Raw genomic sequence first — 2,613 nt, 5'->3', positions numbered from 1 at the left:
GTCGCCTTCGAGGACGAAGTCGTCGACCAACCGTTTCGATTCGACGTCGACGAGCTGCGCGCGGATGCCGGGCGTGCCCCACTTCCACGGCTGGTCGGTGGATACACCTTCCATGAGATGCCCGGCGAGGGCGAGCAGGCGCCGCCGCGACTGCTTCCGGACCTCTTCCCACGCGAGCCGCCGGAAGTCGAAACCCGAGCCGAACAGAAGCGACAGCTGGCGGAACGCGATCTCGCCGAGCTCACCCGCGTCGAAGCGCTCGAGCCCCCGGTAGTTCTCCCGCCAGAGCGCGGGGATCGCCGTCGGCCCGATCTTCCAGTGTCCGTCCGGCTTGACCGTGGCGTGGACGCCGAGAAACGGGTTCGTTTTCGACGGCGCAGGATAGACGTGGCAGCGGAGGGATTCCGCCGGTTCCGGCGATTCAAGGTAGAGGCCCTTGAAGGGCAGGATCCGGTAGCGCTGCGAGAAGCCGAAATCGCGGGCGACCTTGTCGGCGTAGAGCCCGGCACAGTTGACGAGGAAGCCCGCGGAGAAATCGCCGCCGGAGGTGCGAACCTTCAATGTTCCCCCCTCTCCACCTGGAGAGGGGGCGAAGGGGGTGAGGTTTCGCGATCGAGGATTGGAATTGCGCGACGATGGCACCAGGCCGCGATATGCGGTCCGGGTCGCGATCGCGATTCCGAGATCGCGGCATTCTTCCGCCAACGCGGCCACGACGAGCCGCGGATCGACCGACGCCGTGGACCGAACGAAGAGCGCCCGGCCCGCCGTTCTTGCCCGCGGCTCGATCTTCCGCGCCTCCTCCTCGGAAAGATCCTGGACTTCGACGCCGTTCGCGGCGCCGCGGCGGAGAAGCTCGTCGAGCATCGGGTGCTCGGCTTCGCTTCGCGCAACGATCAGCTTTCCGCAGCGCCGAACGGGGATCTTCTTCTCGGCGCAGAAGGCGACGAGCGCCGCGTTTCCTTCCTTCGTGAGCCGGGCCTTGAGGCTGTCGGCCGTGTAGTAGATCCCGCAATGGATCACGCCGCTGTTGCGGCCGCTCGCATGCGCTCCGAGCGAATCCTCTTTCTCGATCAGCATGATCCTGGCGTCGGGCCGGCGAAGCTTGAGCTCTCGCGCGACCGAGAGCCCGACGACTCCTCCGCCGATGATCAGGTAGTCGCAGGTGGACATCGATACGAATCTGCCACGCGGCCGCGAGATTCACAATGCATGGTTTGACGCCGCGCACGGAACAGACTAGACTGACTAGTGGGAGTAGGCAAATGCGCAAATGGCAGCTTCAGGAAGCGAAGGCGAGGTTGAGCGAGGTCGTCAAATCGACCGAGAAGGAAGGTCCGCAGGAAATCACGGTCCGGGGCCGTGCGGCGGCCGTCGTCGTCTCGGCGCCCGAATACCGGCGGCTCAGGGGGACCAAGCCGACCTTCCTTGCTTTTCTGCGCGGCTCGCCGCTTCGCGGAGTGCGACTCGAGGTCCGCCGTGACCGATCCCCGGCTCGCGACGTGAAGATTTGAGCTACCTGATCGACACGAACGTCATTTCCGAGCTCGTTCGCCCGAAGCCGAGCGAGCGGGTGACCCGCTGGTTCGAAGGCGCGCCGGATTCGGCGCTGCATCTCAGCGTCCTCACCCTCGGTGAGGTCCGCCAAGGCGTGGAACGTCTTGCCGGAGGCTCCCGAAAGGAGAAGCTCCGCGTCTGGCTGGAGCAAGAGGTTCCGGCTTGGTTTGAGGATCGACTCCTGCCGATCACCGGAGCGATCGCCGACCGCTGGGGCCGGCTCCTCGTGGAGGTCGGGCGTCCCGTGGCGGCGATCGACAGTCTTCTCGCCGCCACGGCTCTCGTGCATGGCCTGAGGCTCGTTACGCGAAACACGGCGGACTTCGATTTCCCCGGCCTGGACGTGGTGGACCCATGGAAGGGTTGAGCCGGTAGTCATGCACCGCCTTGCCATCCTCCTTTCCGGCCGCGGGTCGAACTTCGTCGCGCTCGCGGACGCCGTGGATTCGGAAAAGATTCCGGACGCCGCGATCGTCGCGGTCGTCTCCGACAACCCGGACGCGCCGGGTCTCGCGATCGCCCGAGAGCGCGGCCTGCCTGCCCATCCGATCGCGCGCGAGAGCGGCATGACGCGGGCGGTGCACGAGGCGAGGATCCGGAGAGTGCTCGATGCCGCGAAGCCGGATCTCATCTGTCTCGCCGGCTACATGCGCATCCTGTCGCCCGAGTTCGTCGAGGCGTATCGCGGGCGGATCCTGAACATCCACCCTTCGCTCCTGCCGAAGCATCCCGGCCTCCACGTCCAGCGCCGGGCGATCGAGGCGGGGGACCAGGAGTCGGGCTGCACGGTGCACTACGTGGACGTCGGCATCGACTCGGGTCCCGTCATCCTCCAGAAGCGCGTCCCGATCCTTCCGGGCGATACCGAGGAGACGCTTGCCGCACGCATCCTCGAACAGGAGCACGTCGCGTATCCGGAAGCGGTGAACCTGGCGCTGGAGAAGCTGGGGCTCCGTTCGACCTGACGGTTCGTTTCGTCCCTCCACGCGATCCTCTTCGACATGAAGCACGGCACGATGCCGTGCGGATCGAGCAACCGCGGCGAGGAGGACGGAA

The 2,613-nt window shown here is 66.3% G+C and carries 4 protein-coding genes; 3 read left to right on the top strand and 1 reads right to left on the bottom strand.

The window, feature by feature from the left end:
* Positions 1 to 1,173: FAD-dependent oxidoreductase (locus VFS34_09595; protein HET9794703.1), on the bottom strand; the 1,173-nt coding region annotated here is incomplete at its 3' end.
* Positions 1,174 to 1,208: 35 nt separating this feature from the next.
* Here VFS34_09595 and VFS34_09590 point away from each other — a divergent pair.
* The 3 genes from VFS34_09590 to purN are packed head-to-tail and all read left to right on the top strand — an operon-like array spanning position 1,209 to position 2,522.
* Positions 1,209 to 1,514 (top strand): type II toxin-antitoxin system Phd/YefM family antitoxin, encoded by a 306-nt coding sequence (locus tag VFS34_09590; protein ID HET9794702.1) that lies wholly within the window; start codon positions 1,209 to 1,211, stop codon positions 1,512 to 1,514.
* The gene (locus VFS34_09585; GenBank protein HET9794701.1) at positions 1,511 to 1,924 is read left to right on the top strand and encodes a type II toxin-antitoxin system VapC family toxin; all 414 of its coding nucleotides are present in this window, start codon (positions 1,511 to 1,513) and stop codon (positions 1,922 to 1,924) included. The genes VFS34_09590 and VFS34_09585 overlap by 4 nt, the downstream gene beginning before the upstream one ends.
* Before the next feature lie 10 nt (positions 1,925 to 1,934).
* Positions 1,935 to 2,522 carry a phosphoribosylglycinamide formyltransferase gene (purN, locus tag VFS34_09580; protein HET9794700.1) on the top strand — a complete coding sequence of 196 codons (588 nt, stop codon included), beginning with the start codon at positions 1,935 to 1,937 and terminating at the stop codon, positions 2,520 to 2,522.
* Positions 2,523 to 2,613 lie beyond the last annotated feature (91 nt).

The sequence above is a fragment of the Thermoanaerobaculia bacterium genome (assembly GCA_035717485.1).
In the GTDB taxonomy this organism is placed as follows: domain Bacteria; phylum Acidobacteriota; class Thermoanaerobaculia; order UBA5066; family DATFVB01; genus DATFVB01.
This window is presented reverse-complemented; position numbering and strand designations above follow the sequence as displayed.

Coding starts and splice junctions, on each gene's coding strand:
- VFS34_09590 (HET9794702.1), top strand. CDS start 1,209: ATGCATGGTTTGACGCCGCGCACGGAACAGACTAGACTGACTAGTGGG.
- purN (HET9794700.1), top strand. CDS start 1,935: ATGCACCGCCTTGCCATCCTCCTTTCCGGCCGCGGGTCGAACTTCGTC.